At 46.5% G+C, this 26,939-nt stretch carries 28 protein-coding genes and 1 riboswitch; of the genes, 21 read left to right on the top strand and 7 right to left on the bottom strand.

The window, feature by feature from the left end; genetic code table 11:
* Nucleotides 1-24 precede the first annotated feature (24 nt).
* The 4 genes from ACJMM4_RS01985 to ACJMM4_RS01970 all read right to left on the bottom strand — a co-directional run bounded on the left by ACJMM4_RS01985 (nucleotide 25) and on the right by ACJMM4_RS01970 (nucleotide 4,760).
* The gene (locus ACJMM4_RS01985) at nucleotides 25-1,116 is read right to left on the bottom strand and encodes an MBL fold metallo-hydrolase (RefSeq protein WP_405382836.1); all 1,092 of its coding nucleotides are present in this window, start codon (nucleotides 1,114-1,116) and stop codon (nucleotides 25-27) included.
* 6 nt (nucleotides 1,117-1,122) lie between these two features.
* Complete coding sequence (locus ACJMM4_RS01980; protein ID WP_405382834.1) at nucleotides 1,123-2,697, bottom strand: ABC transporter permease; 1,575 nt, start codon at nucleotides 2,695-2,697, stop codon at nucleotides 1,123-1,125.
* A gap of 83 nt (nucleotides 2,698-2,780) precedes the next feature.
* Nucleotides 2,781-3,791: an ABC transporter substrate-binding protein gene (locus ACJMM4_RS01975; RefSeq protein WP_405382832.1), complete on the bottom strand. Its 1,011-nt coding sequence runs from the start codon at nucleotides 3,789-3,791 to the stop codon at nucleotides 2,781-2,783.
* Between the two features lie 15 nt (nucleotides 3,792-3,806).
* Nucleotides 3,807-4,760, bottom strand: a complete 954-nt coding sequence (locus ACJMM4_RS01970; RefSeq protein ID WP_405382830.1) for an ABC transporter ATP-binding protein — start codon at nucleotides 4,758-4,760, stop codon at nucleotides 3,807-3,809.
* Nucleotides 4,761-5,006: 246 nt separating this feature from the next.
* Here ACJMM4_RS01970 and ACJMM4_RS01965 point away from each other — a divergent pair, with 246 nt between their 5' ends.
* The 3 genes from ACJMM4_RS01965 (at nucleotide 5,007) to ACJMM4_RS01955 (ending at nucleotide 8,526) form a co-directional block, all read left to right on the top strand.
* Nucleotides 5,007-6,239 (top strand): M20 family metallo-hydrolase, encoded by a 1,233-nt coding sequence (locus ACJMM4_RS01965; RefSeq protein ID WP_405382828.1) that lies wholly within the window; start codon nucleotides 5,007-5,009, stop codon nucleotides 6,237-6,239.
* 33 nt (nucleotides 6,240-6,272) lie between these two features.
* The gene (locus ACJMM4_RS01960) at nucleotides 6,273-7,169 is read left to right on the top strand and encodes a radical SAM protein (RefSeq protein ID WP_405378282.1); all 897 of its coding nucleotides are present in this window, start codon (nucleotides 6,273-6,275) and stop codon (nucleotides 7,167-7,169) included.
* Between the two features lie 41 nt (nucleotides 7,170-7,210).
* A riboswitch (ZMP/ZTP riboswitch) is annotated at nucleotides 7,211-7,287 on the top strand.
* A 63-nt stretch (nucleotides 7,288-7,350) separates the two neighbouring features.
* On the top strand, nucleotides 7,351-8,526 hold the full coding sequence (locus ACJMM4_RS01955; protein WP_405378284.1) for a phosphoribosylaminoimidazolecarboxamide formyltransferase: 1,176 nt from the start codon (nucleotides 7,351-7,353) through the stop codon (nucleotides 8,524-8,526).
* A 75-nt stretch (nucleotides 8,527-8,601) separates the two neighbouring features.
* Here ACJMM4_RS01955 and ACJMM4_RS01950 read toward each other — a convergent pair whose 3' ends face one another.
* Complete coding sequence (locus tag ACJMM4_RS01950; protein WP_405378286.1) at nucleotides 8,602-10,230, bottom strand: DUF4127 family protein; 1,629 nt, start codon at nucleotides 10,228-10,230, stop codon at nucleotides 8,602-8,604.
* A gap of 56 nt (nucleotides 10,231-10,286) precedes the next feature.
* Here ACJMM4_RS01950 and rsmD point away from each other — a divergent pair, with 56 nt between their 5' ends.
* The 3 genes from rsmD to ACJMM4_RS01935 all read left to right on the top strand — a co-directional run bounded on the left by rsmD (nucleotide 10,287) and on the right by ACJMM4_RS01935 (nucleotide 12,072).
* A complete protein-coding gene (rsmD, locus tag ACJMM4_RS01945; RefSeq protein ID WP_405378288.1) occupies nucleotides 10,287-10,844 on the top strand; it encodes a 16S rRNA (guanine(966)-N(2))-methyltransferase RsmD in 558 nt (185 codons plus the stop codon).
* Nucleotides 10,845-10,945: 101 nt separating this feature from the next.
* Complete coding sequence (gene coaD, locus ACJMM4_RS01940; protein ID WP_405378290.1) at nucleotides 10,946-11,437, top strand: pantetheine-phosphate adenylyltransferase; 492 nt, start codon at nucleotides 10,946-10,948, stop codon at nucleotides 11,435-11,437.
* A gap of 17 nt (nucleotides 11,438-11,454) precedes the next feature.
* A complete protein-coding gene (locus ACJMM4_RS01935; RefSeq protein ID WP_405378292.1) occupies nucleotides 11,455-12,072 on the top strand; it encodes a hypothetical protein in 618 nt (205 codons plus the stop codon).
* 33 nt (nucleotides 12,073-12,105) lie between these two features.
* Here the strand turns inward: ACJMM4_RS01935 and ACJMM4_RS01930 are convergent, their stop codons facing one another.
* The gene (locus ACJMM4_RS01930; RefSeq protein WP_405378294.1) at nucleotides 12,106-13,308 is read right to left on the bottom strand and encodes a nucleotidyltransferase; all 1,203 of its coding nucleotides are present in this window, start codon (nucleotides 13,306-13,308) and stop codon (nucleotides 12,106-12,108) included.
* A gap of 167 nt (nucleotides 13,309-13,475) precedes the next feature.
* Here ACJMM4_RS01930 and ACJMM4_RS01925 point away from each other — a divergent pair, with 167 nt between their 5' ends.
* The 15 genes from ACJMM4_RS01925 to ACJMM4_RS01855 all read left to right on the top strand — a co-directional run bounded on the left by ACJMM4_RS01925 (nucleotide 13,476) and on the right by ACJMM4_RS01855 (nucleotide 26,241).
* Nucleotides 13,476-14,684, top strand: a complete 1,209-nt coding sequence (locus tag ACJMM4_RS01925) for an acetate/propionate family kinase (RefSeq protein WP_405378296.1) — start codon at nucleotides 13,476-13,478, stop codon at nucleotides 14,682-14,684.
* Between the two features lie 76 nt (nucleotides 14,685-14,760).
* The gene (locus ACJMM4_RS01920; RefSeq protein WP_405378298.1) at nucleotides 14,761-15,264 is read left to right on the top strand and encodes a YceD family protein; all 504 of its coding nucleotides are present in this window, start codon (nucleotides 14,761-14,763) and stop codon (nucleotides 15,262-15,264) included.
* A gap of 36 nt (nucleotides 15,265-15,300) precedes the next feature.
* The gene (gene rpmF, locus ACJMM4_RS01915; protein WP_303166171.1) at nucleotides 15,301-15,480 is read left to right on the top strand and encodes a 50S ribosomal protein L32; all 180 of its coding nucleotides are present in this window, start codon (nucleotides 15,301-15,303) and stop codon (nucleotides 15,478-15,480) included.
* Between the two features lie 187 nt (nucleotides 15,481-15,667).
* The gene (gene fapR / locus ACJMM4_RS01910) at nucleotides 15,668-16,255 is read left to right on the top strand and encodes a transcription factor FapR (RefSeq protein WP_405378301.1); all 588 of its coding nucleotides are present in this window, start codon (nucleotides 15,668-15,670) and stop codon (nucleotides 16,253-16,255) included.
* Nucleotides 16,252-17,259, top strand: coding sequence for a phosphate acyltransferase PlsX (plsX, locus tag ACJMM4_RS01905; RefSeq protein WP_405378303.1), 1,008 nt, complete (start codon nucleotides 16,252-16,254; stop codon nucleotides 17,257-17,259). The genes fapR and plsX overlap by 4 nt, the downstream gene beginning before the upstream one ends.
* A gap of 12 nt (nucleotides 17,260-17,271) precedes the next feature.
* Nucleotides 17,272-18,261, top strand: coding sequence for a beta-ketoacyl-ACP synthase III (locus ACJMM4_RS01900; protein ID WP_405378305.1), 990 nt, complete (start codon nucleotides 17,272-17,274; stop codon nucleotides 18,259-18,261).
* A gap of 75 nt (nucleotides 18,262-18,336) precedes the next feature.
* Nucleotides 18,337-19,278, top strand: coding sequence for an ACP S-malonyltransferase (fabD, locus tag ACJMM4_RS01895; RefSeq protein ID WP_405378307.1), 942 nt, complete (start codon nucleotides 18,337-18,339; stop codon nucleotides 19,276-19,278).
* Nucleotides 19,279-19,297: 19 nt separating this feature from the next.
* Nucleotides 19,298-20,041: a 3-oxoacyl-[acyl-carrier-protein] reductase gene (gene fabG / locus ACJMM4_RS01890; RefSeq protein ID WP_405378309.1), complete on the top strand. Its 744-nt coding sequence runs from the start codon at nucleotides 19,298-19,300 to the stop codon at nucleotides 20,039-20,041.
* Between the two features lie 44 nt (nucleotides 20,042-20,085).
* Nucleotides 20,086-20,316, top strand: coding sequence for an acyl carrier protein (locus tag ACJMM4_RS01885; protein ID WP_021720057.1), 231 nt, complete (start codon nucleotides 20,086-20,088; stop codon nucleotides 20,314-20,316).
* Between the two features lie 80 nt (nucleotides 20,317-20,396).
* Nucleotides 20,397-21,347: an NAD(P)H-dependent flavin oxidoreductase gene (locus tag ACJMM4_RS01880; RefSeq protein ID WP_405378312.1), complete on the top strand. Its 951-nt coding sequence runs from the start codon at nucleotides 20,397-20,399 to the stop codon at nucleotides 21,345-21,347.
* Nucleotides 21,348-21,364: 17 nt separating this feature from the next.
* A complete protein-coding gene (fabF, locus tag ACJMM4_RS01875) occupies nucleotides 21,365-22,624 on the top strand; it encodes a beta-ketoacyl-ACP synthase II (RefSeq protein ID WP_405378314.1) in 1,260 nt (419 codons plus the stop codon).
* 15 nt (nucleotides 22,625-22,639) lie between these two features.
* Nucleotides 22,640-23,362 (top strand): ribonuclease III, encoded by a 723-nt coding sequence (gene rnc, locus ACJMM4_RS01870; RefSeq protein ID WP_405378316.1) that lies wholly within the window; start codon nucleotides 22,640-22,642, stop codon nucleotides 23,360-23,362.
* Between the two features lie 139 nt (nucleotides 23,363-23,501).
* A complete protein-coding gene (locus ACJMM4_RS01865) occupies nucleotides 23,502-24,269 on the top strand; it encodes a cyclase family protein (protein ID WP_405378318.1) in 768 nt (255 codons plus the stop codon).
* A gap of 148 nt (nucleotides 24,270-24,417) precedes the next feature.
* Complete coding sequence (locus ACJMM4_RS01860; RefSeq protein WP_405378320.1) at nucleotides 24,418-24,855, top strand: MarR family winged helix-turn-helix transcriptional regulator; 438 nt, start codon at nucleotides 24,418-24,420, stop codon at nucleotides 24,853-24,855.
* A gap of 54 nt (nucleotides 24,856-24,909) precedes the next feature.
* Nucleotides 24,910-26,241, top strand: a complete 1,332-nt coding sequence (locus ACJMM4_RS01855) for an MATE family efflux transporter (RefSeq protein WP_405378322.1) — start codon at nucleotides 24,910-24,912, stop codon at nucleotides 26,239-26,241.
* Nucleotides 26,242-26,361: 120 nt separating this feature from the next.
* Here ACJMM4_RS01855 and ACJMM4_RS01850 read toward each other — a convergent pair whose 3' ends face one another.
* Complete coding sequence (locus ACJMM4_RS01850; protein WP_405382826.1) at nucleotides 26,362-26,700, bottom strand: hypothetical protein; 339 nt, start codon at nucleotides 26,698-26,700, stop codon at nucleotides 26,362-26,364.
* Between the last annotated feature and the right edge of the window lie 239 nt (nucleotides 26,701-26,939).

Genomic DNA, 26,939 nt, shown 5'->3' with positions numbered 1-26,939 from the left:
TAGAACGCCGGGTGTGGGGCTGTTTTAAAATTCTACTTTTTCAACGCTTGGTAGCTTTGCCGAGTGATTGAGAATGATTTTACTAAAGTTGTTTTGCTCTTGTAAAGCTTGTACTTGACTATCGGTACCATGAATAGGATAGTAGCACTGCTGCAATAAACCTTGCGCTGCCAAACGTTCTGCGTTACTATTCGCTTCAAGGTGTCCGCTGCAAAGGGTGTGACCATTATTGCCAAGCTGGCGGACTAATTGGTAGTTTTCCGGGCGTTTGAGCTGGGGGTCGCTGAGAAAGTAGATGCCCGGATGAAGATCTTCCGTGTAAGCAAAACCTTTGACGTCGATACTTTGCAGTTGTTGCAAAGCCTTTGGCAGAAGCCAATCGGAAAAAGCATAAAGTTTTTGCAGCTGCTTTAAAAAGTGGCTATCCCCATGGGCAGGGTGTTTTACTAGCAAGGGCTTTAAGGCGAGCAGCATCTCTAGACCACGACCGTATTTGGGCACGGGCAATAGTAAAATATCACGCTCTGCCAAAAGTTCTTCTACCTTGCGGAAGAACGCAGCACGCATGGTAGGGGCAGTGAGGGTGCAGGGACTGTAGGCTGCATCTAAGATAGCAAGGTCGGCAGTGTAGTCTGTAATTTCGTCGCAGGCGTAGCACAGGGAGTCCGCTATATAGTCACCGCTGCAGAAAATATTCTTATCACCATAACCAATTTTATACCAACAGCTACCGGGGCAGTGTCCGCTGCGCCCCCACGTGAGGGACAAGTATTCTGTCAGCAACATGGTCTGCAGTGGCAGTGCTGTTTCGTCCAGCAAGATAATTTTATTGGGTATACTGTGGCAGCTTAACTGCTCCCATGTAGGCGTTGTCATAATAATAGTACCTTGAAAGCCCTGTTGCAACAGCCAGGGCAGCGCGCCTGTGTGATCGCCATGGGAATGGGTGAGCAGTAAATGACTGGCGTGGCGTATTTGGTTAGGGGTTAAGCGGGGATAGGGTGCGGAAGCTCCTGCCATGATACCGCAATCAACAATTATGCCATGATAGCCATCACTAAAATAAAAACAATTGCGGCCGTGTTCCCCACAGCCGCCACCAATAAATAAATCCATAATATTTTATCCTCTGTTTTTATGCAAGGCGCGATTAAGACAAATCAACGCCGTAGTTGTAAAAAGTACGCAGATAACCGCCATCGCCATACCCACGGGTACACTACCCTGCTCAAATTCGCTCATAATGAAGGTGGATACTACAAGGGTGTTGGGGGGAGCAATGAGGCTGGCAGTGACCAGCTCGCGGAAGGCGATAATAAAGGTCATCATCCAGCCCGCGCTGACTGCGCGACCGATTAGGGGCAGGGTTATGCGGCGGAATACGTAAAAGGGACTGCCGCCAAGGGTACGTCCTGCCCAATTCAAGCTGGGACTGATTTGCGTTAAAGCGGAACCAACATATTGTACTGTATAGGGCAAGAAGAGCACCGTATAGGCTAGTACCATAATGCCCAAAGTATTATACAGGGGCAGTAGTTGATAAATTTTGTTCCAAAAGAGCATAATGCCGATTACCAGCACAATGCCAGGCAGCATCTCCGGAAGCAGGCTGGTAGCTTCCAATAGCTTGCGACGCATCTTACTGTAATAGGGCAGTAGTACAGCGATAATGGTACCAAGAAGTGCCGCTAAGCTGGCGGAAGAAGTAGCAAGAATAACGCTGTTCCACAATGCGGCGATGCCGTTTTCGTTCTCTAGGAATAAATCCACATAATGCTGCAATGTGAAGTTGCCGGCAGCAAGGCCGTAGCCGCGCAGCTTGATCAAGGATGTGGAAACTACGGAGAAATAGGGGATGACAATAGCAACGAAAATTAGTAGTAGGATATAGTTCCAACCGATGATTTTTAGGAGCCTGCTGCATTGGGAAGCAGTGCGTGCGCCCTTGCCGCTGACGAGATTATAACTGCGGGTGGAGGTGATATAGCTTTGCAGATACCAAAATCCAAGGCAGATCATAATCAAGACGGAACTGAGGGTGGCAGCACTGCCGAAATCAATGGGGGCTACAGTAGCGTAGCGGTGAATGTCCGTGGTGAATACGTAAAAGCCGATGCGGAAGCCTAAGGTTGCAGGGGTGCCGTATTCAGCCAACGTTTTGACGAAAACTAGCAAAGCGCCGATAACATAGTTGGCGGTGAGTAAAGGCATAAAGATTTTACGCATTCTGTAGGCAGGTGTTGCACCAAAAACAGCACCGCTTTCCAAAAGACTGCTGGGAATGTTGAGCATGGCGTTCTTTAAGATGGTAACCATAAAGGGAAACACATGCAGACTCATGACCAGAGTCAGTCCAGCGAAACTGAAGAAGTAAGGAGAAAGCCATTTGAGGGCAGGGCAAAGCTGCTCTAAGAGTCCTCGTTTCTGCATAAACAAAATCCAGCCCATGGAAGCAATATAGGGCGGAGTCATGAAGGGAATCATGAATATGATATCCAGCCAACTGTGGCGACCTAAAGGCGTTTTTGCCAGCAGAAAGGCTAGGGGAGCGGCAATAACGGTGGACAGCAACGTTACGGCAAAGCCTAAAAGTAAGGAGTTGCGGATGGTAGTAAGATTACTGTCGTTGAGCAGAACTTGCCAACTAGCGCTGGAGGCAAAGCTTCCCTGGGGAAACAATGCCTCAGCAAAAATCATAAATAGTGGGCATAGAATAAGGATTACGAGGAGCACGCCTAGGAAGGCATAGGCTACGTTTAACTTGGAGACGGAGTTATTCATTATTTTTTGCAGATGCTGTTAAGTTTTTTAGCAATAGCTCCTGCTTCCTGCAGCATTTTGTCCCAATCGGTTTTGAATTGGGGGATGTCCTTCAAATTGGTGCGGTTATCGCATTGGATATCGCTGCGACCGGGGAGCAGATAGGCATTAACAACCAGCTTTTGGGCCTCGTCGCTCAAAAGGTAGTCCATAAATGCTTTAGCGTTGGCTTGGTTGGGACTGGTTTTCAAAATCATAGCGGGACGGGGATTGACTACAGTGCCGGATTTAGGATAGTAAATATCCAAGGGTTCACCTTTTTTCTTAGCAGAATAAGCATTGTAGTCTACGCCGGCAATCAAAATAGCTTTTTCACCGGTAGTAACTGCTTCCAAAGCCTCTTTGTTAGCACCGGGGACGGTTAAACCGTTTTTAGCCATTGCTTCCCAAGTTTGCCAAGGATTATTTTGGCTAGTCATATAACCTGCCAAAAAGTCTTTGCAGGCACCGGATTTTTCCGGGTCTGGAATGGCCAGTTGGTTTTGGTATTTGGGGTCGGCAAGCTCTGCCCAATCCGCGTTCAGCTTAGGCAGCAGTTTAGTATTATAAATTACGCCTACAGCAGAAGCACTGGTGCCGACAATGGTGTTGTCCTTGTCAATCCAAGCAGGATTCAGCTTATCAGCATTAGCAGGGCGGTAGCTGAGCAGCTTGCCGCTGTTTTTCATATTGAGACCATCGGACCAGCTAGCTAAAATCACCACATCGGCAACGGGGTTGGCTTTTTCAGCTTCTAAACGTGCCATGATTTTGCCGGTAGTGCCTTGGAACTTTTCTACCTTAACACCGGTTTTCTTTTCAAAATCAGCACAAAGCTTGTCAGAAAGGCCTGCAGGGCTGGGCATATAAACTACCACCTTGCCGGAAAGCTTAGGTGCAGCCTCCTTCTTTTCAGCTGCTTTTTGACTACCGCAGCCTGCAACTAAAAGACCAAGAATTAAAGAACCAACTAAAGCATTACGTAATTTCATTTTGCATACTCTCCTTCAAAAGCTAATTAATTTATCATGGGGAACATAAACAGTTAAGTTTTGTCCTGTTGGCAAGGGAACAGGGGACGCAATGGTCCAACGGTATTGCTCGTTTTGCAAGGCAAGTTCGTAATATCTGCCTAAATATTGACTACCAACAACCTGCAGATTGTAGCTGGTGGCGTTGGGAATAGGGCTTGTGGCAAGAACCTCGGGACGGAACATGATATGCGCATCCAGCCAATTGGCTTTGCCGATAAAGTAGGCTGTAAAGCTGGTGGCTGGGTGCTGGTAAATATGTTCCGGGGCAGCGTACTGCTGAAGGACACCGTTATTGAAAATGGCTATTTTATCGCTCATGCTCATGGCCTCTAATTGGTCATGGGTAACGAAGACTGCAGTAAAGCCAAGTTTGCTGACAAGCTCTTTGAGTTCCGTCCGCATGGATTCGCGGAGCAGGGCATCCAGCGCTGATAAGGGCTCGTCAAAAAGGATGCAGGCAGGCTCGATGACTATGGCTCTGGCGAAGGCAACCCGCTGCTGCTGTCCACCGCTAAGCTGGTGAGGATAACGCTGGGCAAAGTCTTCTAATTTTACAGCTGCTAAAGCTTGGGCAACTTTCTGTTCTAAATTTTCTGTGTGTCCGCTGGCACGCAGGCCGAAAGCGACGTTTTCGAAAACCGTCATATGGGGCCACAGGGCGAAATCTTGAAAGACAAAGCCAAGACCACGGTGTTCCGGAGGAATATTTATTTTTTCTGTTGCTGAAAATACACAGCGTTCATCAAAGTAAATTTCGCCGTCATCAGGTGTTTCCAATCCTGCCAACATACGCAAAAGCGTTGTTTTGCCGCAACCGCTGGGGCCAAGCAGGGTGGTGAAGCTGCCACTGTCGATGACCAAATTTAAAGGCTGGATGACGGTGGTGCCGCTAAAGGATTTAGTAATATTTTTCAGGGTTATCTTCATAGTGAACCTTTCGTACGCAAAATGCGCCTGCTTCAAGCATTCAGCAGAGCGCAAATAATCTACCTATAAGCATAGCTTGCTCTAAAGCGTAAAAACAGCACGCTTTTGTTAAGGGTAGGTAAAGAATATGTAAATGGCCGGCTAGGGATGAAGTTGGTGGAAATAGGTAGTCTTTTGTTAGCCCTTGCGGTTGGTGGGCTAGAGAAGTATAATAAAATAAGAGAATTTATTGAGGGGGCTTTTAATTTGTTAGCTATAAATCAAGCAAGAGTAAATAATTTATTGGCAGGACTCGCCAATTTTAGCGATTCTGCAGAGGTCGTAACCCGTCTAGCGTACTCCCCATTGGATAGGGAAGCACAAAATTGGCTGTTAGAGCAAGTACAGGATTTGCATCTCAAAATCCGTGAGGATGCAGTGGGCAATGTGTTCCTGCGCCGCGAAGGCAAGAATGCTGCTTTAGCGCCTGTTGCCTGCGGCAGCCATTTGGACACAGTTATTCATGGTGGTGCTTATGACGGTATGTGTGGCGTAGTAGGCGCTTTAGAAGCATTGTATATGCTGCAGGATGAAGAACTGGAGCGCAGTATTGAAGTGATTATTTTCCGCGCGGAAGAATCCAGTCGTTTTGGCTTTGCTACCATGGGCAGCAAAATGCTGACAGGCACTTCTGTTCCGGAAAAAATGAATAAAGCAGCGCGCAAGGACGATATTACCTTTATGGAGGCTTTGCGTGCTTGGGGCTGCGACCCTGCAAAATATGCTGATGCCATTATTGCTCCCGGTACTTACAGTTGTTTCGCCGAATTGCATATTGAGCAGGGCAAGGTGCTGGAAACTACGGGCAAGCAGATTGGTATTGTGCGTAATATTGCGGCACCCACCCGCTTTAAAATCCACGTGTGCGGTGTAGCGGATCACAGTGGTGCTACGCCCATGGGCATGCGTAAGGATGCTTTGGTGGCAGCGGCAAAATTGATTTTGGCAGTAAACGAAGCTGCTACGGAAGAAAAGGATAACGGCGTTGTAGGCACTGTAGGCGTGGTGGACGTGGAGCCTGGTTCCATCAACGTAGTACCAGGTGCAGTTACCCTGTGGGTGGATGTGCGCGGCGTAGAGCAGGAAAGCATCAACCGTACCCTGCGTGCTATCGAAGAACAGGCGGAAAATATTGCTGTTTTGGACAGAGTAGGCATGCAGATTGAAATGCTCACTGCCGATACTCCTGTGGCTTTGGACGGCGCGTTGGCAGCGCAGACGGAAGCAATCTGCAAGGATTTGGGCTACAGCAGCTTGGTGATGAACAGCGGTGCAGGCCACGATGCTATGCACATGGCAAAGATTGCTCCAACCACTATGGTGTTCATCCCCTGTCGTGGTGGTATCAGCCACAATCCTGCGGAATACGCTGCTCCGGAAGAAATTGCCCGCGGCGTAGAGGTTTTGGCGCATATTCTACTGCAAGAAGCTAATAAATAAACTTGGAAACTGGTCAGAGAGGAGTTGTTTTCCATGACCTATTGTTATGTATGTCCCCATCGTTGCGGTGTGGATAGACCGGAAAATATGGCGGATTCTAATGGTATCTTTGGTAGCTGCGGTTGCGGTATGCAGCCCATTGTGGCGCGGGCCGGTCTGCACATGTGGGAAGAACCCTGCATCAGCGGTACCCGTGGCAGCGGTACCGTCTTTTTCAGCGGGTGCAATCTGCACTGCGTTTTCTGCCAAAACTACGACATTAGCTGCAAAGGCTTTGGCAAGGAGATTACGGTGGAACGTCTGCGGGAAATATATATGGAGCTGATTGCTAAAGGCGCTCATAATATTAACCTAGTCACTCCCACTCATTTTACGGAAGCAGTGCTCCAAAGTTTGGCAGAGCCTTTGCCCGTGCCTGTAGTTTACAATACCAGCGGCTTTGAAACTCAGGATACTTTGCGCCGCTTAAAAGGCAAAGTACAAATTTATCTGCCCGATTTAAAGTACAGTGATGATATGGCTGCCATCAAATATAGCAATGCGCCCTACTACTTCCGTATCGCTACGGATGCCATCAAGGAAATGTACCGACAAGTAGGCGATTACCGGCTTGACGACGAGGGCATGCTTGTTAAAGGTGTAGTGATTAGGCATTTGCTGATGCCGGGAATGATAGAAAATACCAAAAAAGTTATCGATTGGGTGGCAAATACCTTTAAACCAGGGCAGGTTATGTTTAGCCTAATGCACCAATATGTACCCTGTGGACGTGCTGCCGAGTTCCCGGAAATTAACCGCAAGGTTACGGATGCAGAATATGCGGAAGTGGAGCAATACCTAATGGCTAGCACTATTGAGGATGGCTTTGTCCAAGAGGGCGATGCTGCCTGCGAAGATTTTATTCCCTGCTTTGATGGTACGGGAGTGTAAAATTATTGACAAAAATCTCCATTGCTTTTATAATCTTTAGTATCAGGCTATATGACTGACGGAAGTGGATTACCACAGGGGAGTATAGCCGTTGCAGCCGACCGTCTGGGCAAGAATTTGTACCAGTGTGTCGGTCTTTCTTTTTTTCTGACGCATTGGATTGACTTATGGGAGGAAGAACATGAACGAATTAGCATTAAAATATGGTTGTAACCCTAACCAAGCCAAAGCCCGCATTTACATGGCAAATGGCGCGGAGCTGCCTATTACTGTATTGAACGGCCGTCCCGGCTATATTAACTTTTTGGATGCTTTCAATAGCTGGCAATTAGTAAAAGAGCTGAAGGAAGCAACCGGTCTGCCCGCAGCAGCTTCTTTTAAACACGTTAGCCCTGCAGGTGCAGCAGTTGGCCTGCCTATGAGCGACACTTTGAAAAAGATTTATTATGTAGATGATTTGGAGCTTTCTCCTTTGGCAACTGCTTATGCCCGTGCCCGTGGTGCTGACCGCATGAGCTCCTATGGCGACTTTGTAGCATTGTCCGATGTTTGCGATAAGGAGACTGCCACTATGTTGGCGCGCGAAGTTTCCGACGGCGTTATTGCTCCCGGTTATACTGAAGAAGCTTTGGCTATTTTGAAAACCAAACGCAAAGGTACCTACAATGTTATTGCTATCGACCCTGCTTACAAACCGGAACTGACTGAAAGCAAGCAAGTTTTTGGCATTACTTTTGAACAGGACCGCAACGAAGCAAAAATCACCGCAGATTTGCTGGTAAATCGTCCGACTGTGAACAAGGAAATTCCTGCTGAAGCAGCACGTGATTTGCTGATTTCCCTGATCGTTTTGAAATACACTCAATCCAACTCCGTATGCTATGTTAAAGATGGTCAAGCTATCGGTATCGGTGCAGGCCAACAATCCCGTGTACACTGCACCCGTTTGGCAGGCAACAAGGCTGATATTTGGTGGCTCCGTCAAAATCCCAAAGTTTTGGCACTGCCTTTCAAAGAAAGCATTCGCCGTCCTGATCGCGACAACACCATTGACGTATATATTTCCGATGACTACGAAGATGTATTGGCTGATGGCGTTTGGGAAAACTTCTTTACGGAAAAACCGGAACCTTTGACTCGTGCAGAGAAGAAAGCTTGGGTAGCAGAACTGAAGGACGTTGCTTTGGGCAGTGATGCTTTCTTCCCCTTCGGCGATAACATCGAACGTGCACACCGCAGCGGCGTACAATACATTGCCCAAGCAGGCGGCTCTATCCGCGATGACAATGTTATTGAAACTTGCGACAAGTACGGTATTGCTATGGCATTTACCGGCCTGCGCCTGTTCCATCACTAAGGGTAACAACGCGTTTGCGTGTAAATTCATATAAAAAATGGATGCCTGACTGCTTTTACGCAGTGGCATCCATTTTTATTTCCCAACTTTAACTTCGGGATTAAGCTCTACTTCGAAAATCCTGCTCCATGGCAGGCGTGTGCCTACCGTGATGCTGTTAACGCGGTAGTTTTCGTAAAAAGGCTCACGGGATAATTTGTACTGCAGATAGACTGCGTAAAGACTTAAACGTCCTTGAATATACCGCTCCACCTCGAGTTTTTCTTCTTCGCTCAAGTCCGTAGGCGTAACGCCGAAACTTTCCAAATAAGGCCGTAACTGTGGGTGGATACGTTTTTGGTAGTAGTAATCATCCAGCATGCGCAGTACGTTCAAACGCAGATTGGCTGCGTAAAGTCCTGCCAACTGCAGCGTATCTGCCTGCTGGCGGTGCAATTGGTGTAGTCCTGCCGTAAAGTTGCACGCCTGTGCTAAAGCAGTGCCTGAGGAATTACTAAAGGTGTTCCACCCTGCGTAGGCTGCCAAACGCTGTACAGATACGTTTTGCTCCAAAAGGAAGGGGAGCAGTAGTTCTTGGGCTTCGTAGTTAGCGCTGCTGTCTACTAAAGCTATAGGTTTACCTGCGGCAAGCAAATCTTTGACTGCGTTCGCTTGTTGAACGCTAGGCAGTTCACCCTTATCTGAATCGCCGCAATAGATGTAGCAGATTATATCTGCTGTTTTGGCGTTACTAGCTTCCCGGGCTCCTAAAAGTTCGATTTGGTTGCGCAGTGCTGCTCCCGTGCTGCACGCCATGTAGGGCAGGTGCTTAAACTCCGCAGCAGGTGTGGCGAACTGCAGAAAAATCTTGGGGCGATAATTTTGCTTTTGCAGAATATGACGCGTCAGGAGTAAGACAGCGATTTCATCTGCTCCGTAAGTTATGGCTGCCTCCGTTAATCCTTCCCGTGCTAACAGGGTTGCCAAGGCACGGGCGCTGCGGTGTGGCAGACCCAAAGGAGAAGAATCATCCTGACCGATAACGGTAAACCCGTATTGACCTTGGAGCAGTTTGCTGTTAAAAGCTTGGCTGCGTTGAAAACGGTTAATATATTTTTGCAAAACATCACTGGGAATTTCTTCTTGATACTCTAAAAGTTTTTCCGTATAAACAGGGTTGTTGGATATTTCCACCATGTCTAGCAGTTGGGAATAGCGCATAAGGTGGAATTGGTACCAGCAATCCGGGTACAGGTCATCGCTGACTAACAGTCTGGGAATAACGGAAAAAATGGCGGTAGTAGTAGCGGTAGAGTTTTCTTCCTTGGGTTTTAATGACTCCAACGTGGACCAAACTCTTTGTTCTTCTTCCTGCGTGGCGGTGGCAGTGCGGGTGGCAAGCAAGCCGCCATGAAGCAGTAAATCAGTAGAAATTACTTTGTATGGATAGTTATTAGCGTTCTTTTGCAGCCATTGGCAAAGTTTTTCCCTGTCTGCAGGCTGACGGTAGTTGTCAAGAAGTGTTTTTGGGGGTAAAATAACATCTAGACCTGCAAGACTGGCGATTTGCTGTACCATGTTACTGCAAACGGGTCTGCTATCCAAGGGGACTAGCAAGGCTGTGTCCGTAGGTTTTGCTTGCGGTAGCACATTTGCCGCAGGTCGTTGGCAGAGGAAGGCAAGGAAAAGACAAAGCATACATAGTGTTGCCAGTAACTTTTTCATGGTGCCTGCCTCCTTTTTTCGTAGTCATTTCATTATAACATATACAGGAGATTTTTATGCGGATTATTACAGGAAAGGCTCGCGGTCTGCAATTGACAGTACCCAAAACCTACGATGTGCGTCCTACTGCAGATCGGGTTAAAGAATCTGTTTTTAATATTATCGGAAGCAAGATTATCGGAGCAGAAGTCCTCGACCTTTTTGCCGGTACAGGCAATTTAGGCTTGGAAAGCTGGAGCCGTGGCGCCAAAGCTATTACCTTTATTGACGAAAGCAAGGAATCGTTGCGCCTTGTAAAAAGCAATATTGCCAAATGTCGCGCTGAAGCTGACTGCACCGTGGTTAAAGGCAGTGCTCCCCAAGTTGCGGAACGTTTGGCAAGGGAAGGACGTCGCTTTGATTTTGCTTTTTGCGACCCTCCTTATAACAAGGGCTGGGTGCAGCAAATCATTGCTGTCCTCGGTAGCACGCCTTTCTTGACAGAGGGTGGCTACTTGGTAGTGGAGCGCAGCGCCCATGATGAACTGCCAACCTTGCCTGCAGGTTGCGAATTAGTACGCAGCAGTCGTTATGGCGAAACTATTGTGGATTTTATTCTTTATAATATTTTGTAAAATAAAAAGGAATATAAGCATTTACGTCGAATAAAAACAAAGTGAATTAGGAGGATTTGTTGCTGCAAGCGGCAATCCCAAGAAATTAGGAGGTTCTGGCTATGCGCAGAGCGGTGTGCCCAGGTAGTTTTGATCCCGTGACCAAGGGTCATATAGATATTTTTGAGAGAGCGAGCGGAATGTTTGACGAGCTGATTATCAGCGTCTTCCATAATCCCGGTAAAGACCGCGCCATGTTTTCCATGGAAGAGCGTGTAGAAATGCTCAGAGAAGCAACTAAACATATTCCCAATGTCAGAGTAACTTCTTTCTCCGGCTTGTTGAACGAGTTCTGCCAAAAGGAGCAAGCACCTTTTATCGTTAGAGGTCTGCGTGCTTTTACTGATTTTGAATATGAATTCCAAAGAGCTTTGTTGCTCAAGAAAATTGATAATAAATTAGAAACTGTCTTCATTATGACTAACGCTAAGTATTCCTTCGTTAGTTCCTCCGGTGTCCGTGAATTGGCTACTTTTGGCGGTCAGCTGAAGGATTTGATTCCGGAATGTATCGAGCAGCGTGTACGTGACCATGTCTATGAAAAATTTGAATAAGTTACGGAGATGAGAAAATGATTGAGCGTGACAAGAAGACCAGTGTAGCTTTAGATGAGTTGTTTGAAGAAGTATACAATCTGATCGCTAGTGCCAAAAGGGTTCCCTTTACGGAAAAAGTTATGCTGGACGAGGATGACTTGTCTAGTTTGATAGACGATCTGAAGGAAACTATTCCCGGTGCCATAAGAGATGCCAATAAGGTTTTGGAAGATCGGAAAAACATCGTGGATAAAGCTTATGCCGAGGCTGAACGCATTGTAAGCAGTGCGAAGGCTGAGGCAGAGCGTATTGTGTCTGCAGCACAAGCTGATGCGGAAGCCATGGTGCAGCAGGAAGAAATTGTTAAACAGGCTAATGCCTTTGCAGCTGAAGTAAAAGAAAACGCTTTGCGCTATCAAGCAGAGACCAAAGAAGAAGCAGATACCTATGCTTTGGAAACCAAGCGGTATGCATTGCAATATGCTGATCAGATTTTGGAATTTGTTAGCGATAAAATGCAAAGCACTTTGAAGGAATTGGAAGCTAATCGTGCTAGTGTGGAAGAAAACCGTGCCGGTATCAGCGACGCTATGCAGGATGTTGAACGTGGTAACGTACAACCCCAAGAGCAGGAAGCTGAGGAAGAAGAATAAGTAGTTCTACAAAATACTAAAGGAGCATCCGTTTTACGGGTGCTCCTTTGTTGCATATATGGGTGAAAGAAGAAAGTCGTTGTTACTATGGTTGAGTTTTGGGCTTAACTGCAGCAAGCTCCACAAATCGGTGGCAGCACAGTCTAGGGCCAACTGCTCTTGGAAGGCAACGTTTTGTTTGGCGTAGGGGTTCTTGCCCAATTTGGTAAGGATGGGAAGTGTCGCTCTAGTCTTCATCGCCTTCAGTAGCTGTCTGCCTGTATCGTTAAAAGCAAGCACTCTGATGTAGGCGGTGGAGTCCTGCTCCCATTGGCTGCGGGGGCGGTCTAAGAGCAGCTGTAAAAGCAGTCTGCGGATACGGCTGGTACTGTAGCGCTTGTTGGTGCATACTGCTAATGCTTTCTGCAGTGTAGCGCAATCTGCTGCGGACTTGAGCAGGTTTTCCAAGCCTTCGCTGCATTGGCAGCGTGCGGCAATCTGCGGTGCTGTAAACAGGCGCAGGCGGTAGCGCAATAACTGCCACAGCAGCGTTTCGTCGTAACCGGGATGCGCACTGTGCAAGGCTGCGGCAGTGGCAGGGGGAACAGCTTGCTGCCAAGCATTATCGCGTTGGCGTAATGCTTGACGGATGGCAGTGGCGCTGGCCAAGGTGTTGGTTCCTACTGTGATTTCCGTGCTGTTATAGCCTCTGTCGTGGCGCTTAATGAATAGGGGACGTATATTAGTATTCTGCAATGCTTTGCAGTATTCTAAGGCTAGAATATCATTGGGAGTGGTCAAGCCAAACTCCGGTAGCACTTGGGCACAGGCAGCGGCGTAGCCTAGACCTTTACTTAGTAAAGCTTTTAAACGTTCTTGGGCTTGGGGAGCGGTGATAGCAGCGGCAATGGCGGTAAAGTCCAGCTCCGGGCTTTCTACGCCGCAGGCGAGGTGGGAAACGCAGCCTGTAGCGTTCAGAATTTGGACAGCGCCTTGGGCGAAGAACTGGGCGCTACGCAGGGAGAAGGCGGTGGGCAGCTCTACCACTAAATCTACGCCTCCGGCGATGGCTAGGGAAGCACGCTGCCATTTACTGAGGATGGCAGGTTCGCCACGCTGCATAAAGCTGCCGCTCATAACGGCGATTACAGGTAGTCCTGTGAGTCTTTTTGTTTCCTGTACATGGTACAGATGGCCGTTGTGGAAAGGATTATATTCAGCTACAATGCCAGTTGCCTGAAGGTAATTTTTTTGCACTATCTTCGCCTCCCGTGCTTTTGTTTACCCATATTATAACAGAAATACATGAATATACAAAATAATCTCTGTTCAAGTGGAATGAAATAGTGTATACTATAAGGTAATGCAGGAGCTTTCTGCTTAGTTAATAGTGTTACTTTTAAAGTTCAAACAGGAGGCACGTTGTGATTGTTTTTGTTGTAAACTGCGGTAGTTCATCCATAAAATATCAGTTGATTAATATGGAGGGCGAAAAGGTTATGGCTAAGGGCCTTGTAGAGCGTATCGGTATGGATGGCTCTACCCTGAAGCATACGCCTGCAGGTAAATATACTATTGATATTAAAGAGGATATTCCTGACCATGTAGTTGGCATTAGAATGGTCCTCAAGGCTTTGACCAGCAAGGAGTACGGTGTTATCAGCGATATGTCTGAGATTGATGCCGTAGGCCATCGCGTAGTACATGGCGGTGAGCGCTTTACGGACAGTGTGTTGATTACCGGCGAGGTACTGAACGATATCAAGGCTTGCTGTGAAATCGCACCTTTGCATAATCCTCCTAATCTGCATGGCATTCATGCCTGCATGGAGATTATGAAGGATGTGCCTCAGGTAGCGGTCTTTGATACTGCTTTTCATCAGACTATGCCTAAGGTTGCCTATTTATACGGCCTGCCTTACGAACTGTATGTAAAATACGGTTTGCGCCGTTATGGTTTCCATGGTACTTCGCACAAGTACGTTGCTCAAAGAGCAGCGGAGATGATGGGCGAGCACATGAGCGACTTGCGCATTATTACCTGTCACTTGGGCAATGGTGCCAGCATTACAGCTATTAAATATGGCAAGTCCATTGATACCAGCATGGGCTATACTCCTTTGGAAGGTTTGATTATGGGTACTCGTAGCGGCGAGATCGACCCTGCCATTATTCCTTTCCTCATGGAGAAGGAAAATATGACGCCTGCACAAATCGACGATTATCTTAACCGTCGTAGCGGCATCCTTGGCATCAGCGGTCTGTCCAGCGATTTCCGCGATTTGGAAAGCGCAGCTAACCGTGGTGACGACCGCAGCCAATTAGCTATCGATGTTTTTGCCTATAAGGTAAAGAAATATATCGGTGGGTACGTAGCTGCCATGGGCGGTGTAGATGCCATCGTCTTTACCGCAGGCTTAGGCGAGAACTCCCCCTTTATGCGTGACAAGATCTGCAATGGTTTGGAATATTTGGGTACACGTATTGATCCGGAGTTGAATAAGGTGCGCGGCAAAGAGAAGGAAATCAGCGTGCGTCGAGCAAGAGTAAAGATTTTTGTTATTCCTACTAACGAGGAATTAGTTATCGCTCGCGATACCTTTAATATCTGCCGTAGAATTATCAAACTGTAAAAATAATGACAGGTTGACAAGGTTTTTTCTTGACAAAGAGCCTCAAGACCGCTATAATTGTAACGATTGGTGAAATATGATACAAATAAATGTCGCACAAATCAAAAGAAGACTGGTTGGGGAAAAGCCCCTTGCTTTTAATCTGGCTCCTTCTGAATTGGAAATCAATCCTTCCGAAATGGCAGTGGTTGGTGATATCAGAATGGAAGGTTCCATCAGCAATACCGGTGATGTTCTGCTGTTGCAGGCTAAGCTGAGCTGCGAAGTGCATCGCACTTGCGGACGTTGCTTGAAGGAATTTACAGGTACAAACGAAGCAGAGGTTGTGGAGAAATTCTACCCTGCCGGTACTGAGAATATTGAAAATGATGCTTTTGTCTACGATTCGGACGTTATTGATATAACGGAACCGCTTCGTGAAGGGCTGCTGCTTGCAGAGCCCATGCAGGCTCTGTGTAAGCCGGATTGCAAAGGACTGTGTCCTGTCTGTGGCGCCGACTTGAATGAAGGCGACTGCGGTTGTGACAAGGTTTCTATTGATCCCAGGCTGGCGGCATTGAAGCAATTCATCAAAAATTAAATTTCACTTCATAGCACTGAGGAGGTGTATTGAGAAATGGCAGTACCTAAGAGAAAAATGTCCAAAGCTCGTCGTGACAGACGTCGTGCTAACTGGAAACTGAGCGTTCCTGGCATGGTTGAATGCCCGCAATGTCATGAATTGAAAATGCCTCACCGCGTTTGCCCCGAATGCGGTTACTACAACGGCAAGCAAGTCATCGCTGTAGCTGAATAAGCGAACCTTTAGGCCTCCGGAGTTCTCCGGAGGCTTTTTACTTTATTAGCGATAATCTCCTTAATTGAGTAAGTAAAAATTCGTCATCAATTAAGAAAAAAATCTGTGAAAACACTTGCCAAAACTAAATTATACCCGTATAATAAAAACTGATATTAAGAGTAGGTACTAAAAAGCGGGTGAGGTCATGAATTCTTCTAAAAAGTTAATACGTCACAATAACTTGCAGAAGCTGCTGCGGGAGAATCCTTTCAGCACGGATGAGCAGTTGGCCCAAATGTTGGGCGTCAGCGTGCAGACTATCCGCCTGGACCGTGTTGCCTTAGGAATTCCTGAGCTGCGGGCCAGAACACGTACCATGGCCGAAGATGCTCAGACCAAAGTGCGCTCTATTGATAAAAAAGATATCGTAGGCGAGTTGTTGGATTTGGAGCTGAATAAAGTCGGCATTTCTACTTTGAAAATCTCTGCGGACATGGTGCTGGAAAAAACCGGCATCGCGCGGGGTTATTATATGTTTGCCATGGCCAACACTTTGGCTTTGGCAGTGGTGGATGCGGAAAAAGCTTTGACCGCTGTCGGTAATGTAAAATATAAGGTTCCCGTTAATCCGGGCGCTACTTTAGTGGCCAAGGCTGTGGTGACCCATCGCCGCTTGGATAAATATTACATTTTCGTTTCCATCAAGAGCAATAACGAAGAAGTCTTCCGTGCAAAATTCATTATTGTGTCCATGGATAAACGCGATCAACAGGAAAGGGAGCAGGAAGCATGAAAATCGCAGTAGACGTTATGGGTACCGATTACGGTCCCAAGGAGCTGGTTTTGGGCGCGGTTAACGCGGTCAAGGCATACGGCTGTGAAACGGTACTGGTAGGTGATGAAAGCGTTATTAAAGAGCTGCTGGTGAAATATGGTGCGGACAAGGATGAACGCATTTCCATCCACCATGCCAGCGAAGTAATCGAAATGCAAGAGCATCCTGCAATTGCTGTTAAATCTAAAAAGGACGCTTCCATTGTGGTGGCAGCCAAACTGTTGCGCAATAAGGAGTGTGACGCCTTGGTTTCTTCCGGCAGTACCGGCGCAGCTGTAGCGGCAGCACTGTTCGGCGTAGGCCGTATTAAAGGCGTGGAGCGTCCGGCCATAGCTACTCCTATTCCTAACTTGAAGGGTACTACTGTAGTGCTGGATAGTGGTGCTAAAGTTGATGCTAAACCGGAACATATGGTGCAGAGCGCTATTATGGGTACGGTCTACGCAGAAAAAATTCTTAAAATTTCTTCACCGCGGGTAGGACTTTTGAATATCGGTGAAGAAGAAACTAAAGGTAACGAACAAGCTCTGGCGACATATCCGTTGTTGAAGGAAAATAAAACCATTAACTTTATCGGTAATGTTGAAGGGCGTGATATTAACAAAGGCACTGTGGACGTAGTTGTCTGCGATGGCTTTGTGGGCAATGTAGTCCTGAAGTTTGCAGAAGGGCTTGCCGGTGCTATGATGACTTTGGTAAAGGAAAGCATCATGAACGGCGGTTTCTTGGCAAAACTGGGCGGCCTTTTAATAAAGCCTGCGCTGAAAGGTTTAAAGAAGCGTATGGACCCTGCTGAATATGGCGGTGCTCCGCTTCTGGGCATCCGTGCTCCGTTTATTATCTGTCACGGCAGCTCCAAAGCTAAGGCTATTACTAATGCAATCCGTGTGGCTATGGATTTTGCTGAAGAGGATGTAGTCAGCATCATCGCGAAGAAAATTGCTGAATCACAGAAGAAATGAGGAAATAGTTCAATGACTAGAGCAGTTGGTATTTTAGGTGTGGGACATTACGTTCCTGAAAAAATTATTACTAACAAAGAGATGGAAAAAATCGTAGATACCAGTGACGAATGGATTACAGAACGTACCGGTATTAAACAACGTCATATTGCAGCTCCCGAGGAAGCAACTTCCGATATGGCTTACAATGCTGCTATGGAAGCGCTGAAGGACGCTAATGTAGCTCCTGAGGAAATCGACCTGGTTATTGTGGGTACTGCTTCCTCCGACCATATTTTCCCGTCCACTGCTTGCTTGGTACAAGCGCGCATTGGTGCTGTAAATGCAGCAGCATTTGACTTGGCAGCAGGCTGCAGCGGCTTTGTATACAGCTTGGCAGTAGCAAGCCAAATGATTAAATCCGGTCTGTACAACAAGATTCTGATTATCGGTGCAGAAACTCTGTCCCGTATCATGAACTGGACCGACCGTAACACCTGCGTACTTTTCGGCGATGGCGCCGGTGCAGCAGTTGTTGGCGAAGTTGAAGAAGGCTATGGCGTGCTGGGCATCGATATGGGTGCTGACGGCAACGGTGGCAAATACCTGTTCCAACCTGCAGGTGGCAGCCGTAAACCTGCTAGCCCTGAAACTGTGGCAGCTAACGAGCACACCATCAATATGAATGGTCAAGAAGTGTTCAAATTCGCTATCCAAATCATGGGCAAAACTGCTAAGAAGGCTTTGGCTAACGCAGGCATGAAACCGGAAGAACTGGATATGCTCTTCCCCCACCAAGCAAATCTGCGTATCATCACTTCTGCAGCTAAGCGCTTGAAAATGCCTATGGATAAAGTTTGGGTTAACGTTGATAAATATGCTAACACTTCCGCAGCTTCCATTCCTATCGCTTTGTGCGAAGCACAAGCTGCAGGCAAGCTGAAAAAAGGCGACAACATCATTCTGGATGGTTTCGGTGCAGGTTTGACTTGGGCTGCTATCGTTCTGAAATGGAGTAAATAATTTTTAGAATATCCCATTTAACTATAGAAGGTTTTTCAATTAACGAGTATAATTAGAGAAAGCGAGGTTTTTCCCATGAGCAAGATTGCATTTGTTTTTCCGGGACAAGGTTCCCAAACCGTGGGTATGTGCAAAGCATTTTATGATGAATATGCTGTTGTAAGACAAATTTTTGAAGAGGCTGATGATGCTCTTGGTTATTCCATTACCAAGATGTGCTTCGAAGGTCCTGAAGACCAACTGCGTTTGACCGCTAACACCCAGCCTGCTATCCTGACTGTCAGCACTGCTTGCGGCGCTGTATTGAAGGAACACGGTCTGACTTGCGATATCGCTGCAGGCCATAGCCTTGGCGAATATTCCGCACTGGTTCAATGCGGTGCTATGAAATTTGCTGATGCTGTACGCACCGTTCACAAACGCGGCCAATTCATGCAAGAAGCTGTTCCTGTAGGCGAAGGCAGCATGGCTGCTGTTCTGGGCCTGGACAGCGACAAAATCGTAGAAATCTGCAAAGCTGTAGAAGCTGAATGCGGTGCTGCTGTACAAGCTGTAAACTTCAACTGCCCCGGTCAAGTTGTAATCGCCGGTGCTGTTGCTCCTGTAAATAAAGCAATCGAAGCATTGAAGGCTGCAGGTGCTAAACGTGCCGTACTGCTGCCCGTAAGCGCACCTTTCCACAGCACTCTGATGCAACCTGCTGCTGACCGTCTGGCAGAGGTTCTGGCTCCCATTGAGATTGCTGATATCACCATTCCTGTAGTTGCTAACGTAACTGCTCAAGAAGTTGTAAGCGGCGAAGAAATCAAAAAGCTTTTGATTAAACAAGCTGCTGCTCCTGTACTGTGGGAAACCAGCGTACGCAACATGGTTGCTAACGGCGTTGATACTTTTGTAGAAGTTGGCCCGGGTAAAGTTCTGACCGGTTTCACCAAGAAAATTGCTAAAGGCATCCCCGCTCTGAATGTAGAAGATCCTGCAAGCCTGGAGAAAACTTTGGCTCATTTCGCGAAATAAATTTTAAGGGAGAATTAACATGAAATTAGAAGGCAAAAAAGCCCTGGTAACAGGCGCATCCCGTGGCATTGGCCGCGCTATCGCTCTGGCATTGGCTGCTGAAGGCGCTGACGTTGTAGTTAACTATGCAGGCAGCGAAGCTGCTGCTAAAGAAGTTGCTGCTGAAATCGAAGCTATGGGTCGTAAGGCTTATGTGCTGCAAGCAGATATTTCCTCCAACGAAGCTGCTACCGCTATGGTGGACGCAATGGTGAAGGAATTCGGCCGCATCGATATTCTGGTTAACAACGCAGGCATCACCCGTGACGGTCTGTTGATGCGTATGAAGGAAGAAGATTGGGACGCAGTCCTGACCACCAACCTGAAGGGCGTATTTAACTGCACCAAGGCTGCCGTAAAATACATGATGAAACAAAAAGCAGGCCACATCGTGAGCATCAGCTCCGTTGTTGGTGTAATGGGCAATGCAGGTCAAGCTAACTATGCAGCTGCTAAAGCTGGCGTAATCGGCTTTACCAAAGCTGTAGCCAAAGAAGTTGCTGCTCGCGGTATTACCGTAAATGCTATTGCTCCCGGCTTTATTAAAACTGACATGACCGCTGTTCTCTCCGACAAAGTTGTAGAGGGCATGCTGGCTTCTATACCCCTGCATGCATTGGGTGAGCCCTCTGATATTGCCAAGGCTGTTGTCTTCCTTGCGAGCGACGACGCCAAATATATAACCGGACAGACTTTACATGTCGACGGTGGTATGGTAATGTAATAAGGCAACATGCAAATTTGCCTAGTGGAAGGAGGTGAATCGTAATGAGCACTTTCGAAAAAGTAAGAGACATCACTGTTGAACAATTGAGCGTTGACGCTGACGAAGTAAAGATGGAATCCGCTTTCATCGATGACCTCGGCGCAGACTCCCTCGATATCGTTGAGCTGATCATGGCTTTCGAAGAAGAATTCGGCGTAGAAATTCCCGATGAGAAAGCTGAAAAAATCCGCACTGTAGCTGACGCTGTTAAGCTGCTGGACGAAGAAAAATAATTCCTTAACGCTTATGTTTGCGGAGTCCCTTAGGGGGCTCCGCGGCACAAGCAATCTTGTCCTGAAATGGGGGATATTTGTTGAAACTACCAGTGCTGAAAATCGGTAAGCTTACTGCACAAGTACCGATTATACAAGGAGGCATGGCTATCAGACTGTCCACTGCCCGTTTGGCAGCTGCTGTAGCAAATGAAGGCGGTATCGGCCTTATTGCCGCATCCGGCATGAGCTTTGACGAACTGCGCAAGGAAATTCGTCTGGCACGTGAACTGACCGGTGGCAAAGGCATTATCGGCATTAATGCTATGTTTGCAGCTAGAGAGTTTTTAGGTCTGATTACTACTGCTGCAGAAGAAAAAATTGATTTAATCGTAGCCGGCGCCGGTTTTTCAAGAGATATTTTTGCCGTCGGACGTAAATATGGTGTTGAAGTAGTACCTATTGTATCTTCTGTAAAGCTGGCTAAAATATCTGAAAAGCTGGGTGCTTCTGCAATTGTTGTAGAAGGTACCGAAGCTGGCGGCCATCTTGGTACCCAACGCTCCATTAAAGAAATTCTTCCGGAGATTGTAAGCTCCGTTAATATACCTGTTATTGCTGCAGGCGGTGCAGTATGCGGCGCAGATGTGGCAGAACTCTTGAATTTGGGTGCCAGCGGCGTGCAAATGGGCAGTCGTTTCGCTGCCAGTGAAGAATCCAACGGCGCACCGGCCCTGAAAGAATTTTACTTGAAAATGACTAAAGAAGATGTTGTGCAGATCGATAGCCCTGTAGGCTACAAAGGTCGTGCAATCCGCAATCCTTTTGCACAGCTGTCTTTGGAAAATAGAGCTCCCAAACCGACCCAATGTGATCTGTGTTTGAAGCATTGTACCCACAGCTTCTGCATTATCCGCGCGCTGACCCGCGCACAACAGGGTGATGTGGAGAATGGCTTGGTATTTACCGGTGCCAATATGTGGAAAATCAAAGAAATTTTGCCTGTTAAAGAAATTTTTAGGCGTATCAAAGAAGAAATCGCGAATATTTAAGTACGAGGTGAACAATTTTGACTAAAAGACGTGTTGTAGTAACCGGCGTTGGCCCCATTACCCCGATTGGTATTGGCAAAGACGAATTTTGGAGCAACCTGGTAGCAGGTAAATCCGGCGTTGGCCCTATTACCCAATTTGATACTGAAGGCTTTACCGTTAAAATTGCCGGTGAAGTTAATGATTTTGACTACACTAAATTCATTGACAAAAAAGAAGGCAAACGCATGGACCGCGTAACCCATTTTGCAGTAGCTGCTGCAAAATTGGCTATTGAAGATGCTAAACTGGATATGAGCAAAGAAAATGCTCTCCGTTGCGGCGTATGTGTTGGCAGCGGTATCGGCGGTATCCATACTTTCTTGGAACAATCCTTGAAATATGGCTCCAAAGGCCCTTCCAAAGTTAGCCCCTTCTTCATTCCTATGGATATTCCTAACATGTCCGCAGGTCAAATCGCTATTGCATGCGGTTTGAAAGGCCCCAACACCTGTATCGTAACTGCTTGCGCTAGCGGCACCAACTGCATTGGTGATGCTCTGCGTACTATCCAATATGGCGATGCTGATGTAATGCTGGCTGGCGGTACTGAAGCAGCTGTTAACCCGGTTGCTATCGCAGGCTTTGCTAACATGAAAGCACTGTCCACCAACAATGAAGATCCTCAAGGCGCTTCCCGTCCCTTCGACAAAAACCGTGACGGTTTTGTTCTGGGCGAAGGCGCAGGCGTACTGGTTCTGGAAGAATTGGAACACGCAAAAGCACGTGGCGCACACATCTACGCTGAACTGGCAGGCTTCGCTATGAACTGCGACGCTTATCATATCACTGCTCCCGATCCGACCGGCGAAACTCCGGCTGCCTGCATCCAAGCAGCAATCGATGACGCTGGCGTAAAACCGGAAGAAGTTGACTATATCAACGCTCATGGCACTTCTACCCATCGTAACGACTTGGGCGAAACCATTGCTTTCAAGAAAGTATTTGGCGACCATGCTTACGAACTGTGCATTAGCTCCAACAAATCCATGATTGGCCATTTGCTGGGTGCTGCAGGCGGTGTAGAAGCAATCGCTACCGTTATGACCATTGAAAACAGCATCGTTCCTCCTACCATCAACTACAAAGAAAAGGATTTGGACGATCCCGAAGGCGTACTGGATCTGGACTATGTTCCTAACGTTGCTCGTGAACGCGCAGTTAACGTTGCTCTCAGCGACAATCTGGGCTTCGGCGGCCATAACGCTTCCATCGTTTTCAAAAAATACGTTGATTAAAGCAGGTTGACGGTGATGCAGGATAAACGTAAACAGCAGCTGCAAAGCTTCTGTAACACAGTGGGTATCCAAATGCATGACTTGGAGCTGCTAGATATGGCTCTAACCCATACATCCTATGCCCATGAAGCTAAGGAGGCTCCTAAACCGCAGCATAACGAACGTATTGAATTTTTAGGTGATTCCGTGCTGAGCATTATTGTCAGCACCTATATGTATAACAACTTCCCCGATTTGGCGGAAGGCCAGCTGACTAAGTTCCGCGCGCATCTTGTGTGTGAAGGTTCCCTGTATGAGTTCGCTAAGCGTATTCATTTAGGTGACCTGCTCCGCTTAGGTCATGGCGAAGCCATGAGTGGTGGACGCGAGCGTCCTTCCATTTTGGCGGATGCTTTTGAATCTGTGCTGGGCGCCATTTACTTGGACCAAGGCATTGAGGTAGCGCGTACTTATCTGTTAGGCTTGATGCAACAGGAAATCGATTATATCTGCCGTCATGGTATTTATAACGATTACAAGACCCGTCTGCAGGAGATTTTGCAACGGGATGGTGAAGTTGATATCAGCTATCGCTTGTTGAACAGTACCGGTCCTGAACATAACAAGACTTTTACTTCTGAAGTTCTGCTTGCAGGTAAAGTAATTGGCGAAGGACAAGGACGTACGAAGAAAGATTCTGAGCAGCACGCTGCCCAACAGGCTTTAGCTCAGCTACATGCAGGCCATACGGCGGACTAACCTGAATATTGTTACAAAATTAACGTCTTGAGTTTCTTCGGAAGGCTCAAGACGTTTTTTATTTACAAAGGGTCTGTTTAGTGTTACAATAACCCCACTAAATAACTAGGCTATGGGCCTAATCTGAGGGGGAAATATCATGAGCTACAAGCTGTGGAATGTTTTAAACGAATTACAATCCGATGAATATGAATGGGTGGAGTTGTCCCATTCCTTGAATAATGAAAGTCCTTTCTGGGCAGGTATTCCGGAAGGCAGCGTGGAGTTGGGCAAGACTGTTTTTGACTGGGGCAATCCTATGTTGGAATGCTTGATTCAAACCTTTAAATTCCCCGGTCAATTTGGTACCCATATTGATTTTCCGGGGCATTTTGTAAAAGATGCGCCTTTGTCTGAAAAATATGGTGCTAAACAAATGCTGTTTCCGCTGTGCGTCATTGATGTTACTGCCAAGGTAGCAAAAGATGTGCATTATGCGGTTACTGTGGAAGATATCAAAGAGTACGAAGCTAAATACGGTCCCATTCCTGAGGGTGCTTTTGTAGCGCTGTACACAGGTTGGGGCAAAAACTGGCCTGATATGAATGCTCTTAGCGGTATTGCCGAAGATGGTAGCGAGAATTTCCCGGGATGGTCTTTGGAAGCTTTACAATACATTTATGAAGAACGCAATGCTGCTGCTAATGGTCACGAAACTCTCGATACTGACGCCAGTGCTGTTGCTGCCGCTGCAGGTGACCTTGCTTGCGAGCGTTATGTTTTGAGCAAAGGCAAGCTGCAAATCGAAGTTTTGGACAATCTGGACAAAGTTGCTCCTGCAGGCGCATTGTTATTGGCCGCATGGCCGCGCATTGAAGGTGCTACGGGTTTGCCTGTACGCGTTGTAGCTATCACGCCGAAAAAATAAAATTAAAAGCGGACGTTTTGTGGTAATTGTCTAGTAGAATCAATAGCGGTACTTGGTGTAAAAACTGGGTATCGCTATTTTTATATTGACTTATGTACGATTTCGTACTATACTTACAAGTATGATTTCGGACATAGGGAGGCGCATTATGCAAGCAAATAAGTTGGCAACACTTCAGAGGATTAATTTATTGTCATCTGAGATTATCGGATTATATCACCAAGCATCTTTCAAGATTGGACTGAGTGACAGTGTATGTAGAATTTTATATGCACTTTATACAGCCGGTGGTTCTTGCCTGCTCAGTGACATTTATAAAGATTTTGGCATCAGTAAACAGACGGTTAATTCGGCTCTGCGCAAATTGGAAGAGCAGGATATTATCAAATTGGAACAGCATTATGGGAAAGCCAAGAAAGTTTTTTTGACCGAGCTGGGGAAGCAGAAAGCCGATGCAACGATTTCTAAAATGGTAGCCGCGGAAATAGGGGCTTTTGCAAGTTGGACCGAGGAGGAGATTGCTACTTACATCCATCTTACGCAAAAGTATGCAGACACTTTTCGCGCTCAGGTAAAGCAGCTTTAAGGTGATGGAAAAGGAACACGAAGTTAGAGATCGGATTATGAGGATGAGGATAATATGATAAAGATTTCAGATCACTTTTCTTATAGCAAACTAATAAGATTTACCATTCCTTCCATTGCCATGATGATTTTCACATCAGTATATAGCGTAGTAGATGGCTTTTTCGTATCCAATTATGTGGGGAAAACATCCTTTGCAGCTGTAAATCTGATCATGCCTTTCCTGATGATTGTTGCGGCCGTTGGCCTAATGTTTGGGACAGGCGGCACCGCTCTAGTTGCCAAGACCTTTGGTGAAGGCGATAATGAAAAAGCCAATGCTCTTTTTTCTTTGTTTACTTGTACAGCCTTCGCTTTAGGTGTAATTATTTCTATAATCAGCATACTTAACATACGTTCTGTCGCTGTTTTTCTGGGTGCAGAAGGGGAACTGCTGGAAAATTGTGTAACCTATGGACGTATTGTTCTCTTGGCTTTACCGTTTTTTATATTGCAACTTTTCTTTCAGTCGTTTTTCGTTGCTGCTGAAAAACCGCGGATTGGGCTGGTGGTAACTGTCGGCGCTGGTGTTACTAACATGGTTTTGGACGCAGTGCTAATTATGCTGCTGCCGCAAGCATACAAACTGGCAGGTGCAGCCATTGCTACGGCTTTAAGCGAGGTCGTAGGTGGTGCTGTGCCGTTGTTTTACTTTTATCGTCGGAACAATAGCATTTTACATCTAGGAAAAGTACATTTTGATACTCATGCTATATGGAAAGCGTGTACTAACGGATCCTCGGAATTCATGAGCAATATTTCCGTAAGTATTGTCGGTATGCTGTACAATATACAGCTCCTAGCGTATGCAGGAGAAAATGGCGTTGCAGCTTATGGCATCATGATGTATGTAAGCTTTGTTTTTGCTGCTGGCTTTTTGGGATATTCTCTTGGTACTGCGCCTGTAATTGGCTACCATTATGGTGCATGTAACCAGAGCGAGTTGCAAAGTATTCTGAGAAAAAGTGTAACCTTGATTGCAATGGTAACGATAGTGATGGTGCTAGTTGCTCAAATCGGTGCTGTACCCTTGGCAACAATATTCGCAGGCTATGACAAAGAGCTTATGGCGTTGACTGTTACTGGCTTCCGGATTTTTTCCTTGTCTTTTCTTTTTATGGGTTTTGGTGTTTTTGGTTCAGCGTTTTTCACGGCCTTGAATGATGGGGTAACATCAGCGATAATTGCTTTCTTTAGAACCTTGGTTTTCGAAGCTGGGGCAATCTTGTTTTTACCTAAAATATTTGGCGCTGATGGAATTTGGATGTCAGTGGTAGTAGCAGAGTGTATGGCTGTTATATTAATGACGTTTTTCCTGAAAATTAAGCAAAAGAAATATGGATATTGATGATTGCCCAAGATGAAGAGAGACGCGTGTACGGCGTGGATATCCTAAGAAAAAACAAGAGCCTGCATCCTTGTGATACAGGCTCTTGCGTACTTTTTGGCTCAAAACTTATTTAAGAAATTACATTACCAATGTAGTATTCAAACTCTTGGCGATTTCCTCTAAGCGTTCCACGGTTAATTTAGTATATTTTTGAATTTTGCTAACAGGAAGACCGTCCTTAATCATTTCAGCGGCAGAGCTGTCGTTGGCTTTTCTTTCACCACGAGCTTCAGCTCTTTGTTCAAATCTAGCTATCATCGCATCCATTGTACTCAAACCTCCTTCTTCAACCTCAGGAATAATCAACTCAAAATTAGGATTTCCGGAAACAGCGCTCAACAATTTCAAAACCGCATCAACGTGCTTAACGACACCGGATGATGGATGATATCCTTTATTAGTCCGTTTTTGAACCATGTATTCCGCCACGTACCTAAAGTCACTTTGGAACATGTCTATCTGTTCTTGGGTGAGATAGGCAATTTCAAATACGTTTATTTTGTAATCGTTGCGCATTTGCTTATGTGTGATAAAGAAGCAATAGAAGTGCAAAAAATTTTGCCGTTCCTATCCGACACTTGGCCATTGTGTCGGATAGGTCGGGCGGTTATTCGGGCAAGTCAATCTTGCCGACAAAGCTGTAATAAATCTCAATG

It is taken from the genome of Phascolarctobacterium sp. (genome assembly GCF_045124115.1).
Taxonomy (GTDB): Bacteria; Bacillota; Negativicutes; order Acidaminococcales; family Acidaminococcaceae; genus Phascolarctobacterium_A.
Note: the sequence above shows the minus strand (reverse complement) of the source record. Positions and strands in the feature narration are given on the sequence as shown.